The sequence below is a fragment of the Streptomyces sp. NPDC002537 genome (genome assembly GCF_053594975.1).
The window spans coordinates 1-1559 of the sequence record NZ_JBSFWT010000195.1; the positions used below are offsets into that span (position 1 = coordinate 1).

Sequence of the window (1559 nt, forward strand, 5' to 3'; positions counted from 1 at the left end):
CGGGTTCGAGGTGGACTGGCCGTTGTGGGAACGGGACGCCTCGAACTGCTCGCCCTGCACGCAGGGCACGAGCTGCCACTGATACCCACCGGCCCGCGCGCTCGTCTCCGGCCGCCCGTCCCTGCGCCGGGGCGACGACCCGGCGCTGCGCGAGTGGCTCGCGGACGGCGCCCTGCCCGTGGCCGTCGACGACGCCGACTCCGTGCTCGCGGTGCCGCTGGGCGCGCGCGGCAGCACGCTCGGCGTGGCTGTGTTCGTCCGCCGCGGCGGCACGTACGACACGGACGACCTGCTGCTCGCCGCGGAGATCGCGGCAAGGGCGGGCGCCTGCGTCGACAACGCGCGGCGGTACACCCTGGAGCGCGAGGCCGCGCTCACCCTCCAGCGCAGCCTGCTGCCGAGCAGACTGCCGGACCAGGGCGCGGTGGAGGTCACCTCGCGCTATCTGCCCGCCGACGCGCAGGCGGGGATCGGCGGCGACTGGTTCGACGTCATCCCGCTCTCCGGCGCCCGGGTGGGGCTGGTCGTCGGCGACGTCGTGGGCCGCGGCCTCCAGGCGTCGGCCGTCATGGGCCGGCTCCGCGCCGCGGTCCGTACGCTCGCCGACCTCGACCTGCCGCCTGACGAGCTCCTCACCCACCTCGACGACCTGGTCATCCAGTTGACGCTGGGGGCCGCGAAGTCGGCCGGCGTCGTGCGGGAGACGGGCGCGAGCTGTCTGTACGTGATCTACGACCCGGTGTCGCGGCACTGCGCCATGGCGCGCGCGGGGCATCCCGCGCCCGTGGTCGTGCTGCCCGACGGCACCGCGCGCTCCGCCCATGTCCCGAGCGGTCCGCCGCTCGGGCTGGGTGGCCTGCCCTTCGAGTCCGTCGAGCTGGAACTGCCGGAGGGCAGCCTGCTCGCGCTCTACACCGACGGGCTCGTCGAGGGCCGCGACCACGGCACCGGCGCGGGGACGGTCACGCTGCGCGAGGTCCTCGCCGATCCGTCCACGTCCCTGGAGGAGCTCTGCGACGACGTGCTCGACGCGCTGCTGCCCGACCGGACCACGCGGCCCGCCGACGACGTCGCCCTGCTCCTGGCCCGCACCCGCGCGCTCGACGGCGCCCACGTCCACAGCTGGAGCCTGCCCGCCGAGCGTGCCGCCGTCGCCGACGCCCGCAAGCGCGCGTCCGAGCAACTGGCCGCCTGGGGGCTGGAGGAGCTGGTCTTCACCACCGAACTGGTCGTCAGCGAGCTGGTGACCAACGCCATCCGGTACGCCCACGAACCCATCCGGCTGCGGCTGATCCGTGACGAGTCGTCACTGATCTGCGAGGTCTCGGACGCCAGCAGCACCTCGCCGCGGATGCGGCGGGCCAGGATACTCGACGAGGGCGGCCGGGGGCTGCTGCTGGTCGCCCAGCTCACCGAGCGCTGGGGCACCCGGTTCTCCGGCGACGGGAAGACCATCTGGGCCCAACCCCGTGACGGAGCCGACGGCCTGGAAGAGGCGGATGTTGTAGACCAGCTGCTCGTAGGTCGAGTTGCCGACCGGCCGGGCACCGCCGTCGACA

1 pseudogene is annotated in these 1559 nt (G+C 74.4%); it reads left to right on the forward strand.

What is annotated here, in order from left to right:
- Positions 1-85: 85 nt before the first annotated feature.
- Positions 86-1465, forward strand: a pseudogene (locus ACWD4A_RS35350) (ATP-binding SpoIIE family protein phosphatase); the annotation flags it as partial.
- Positions 1466-1559: the final 94 nt, after the last annotated feature.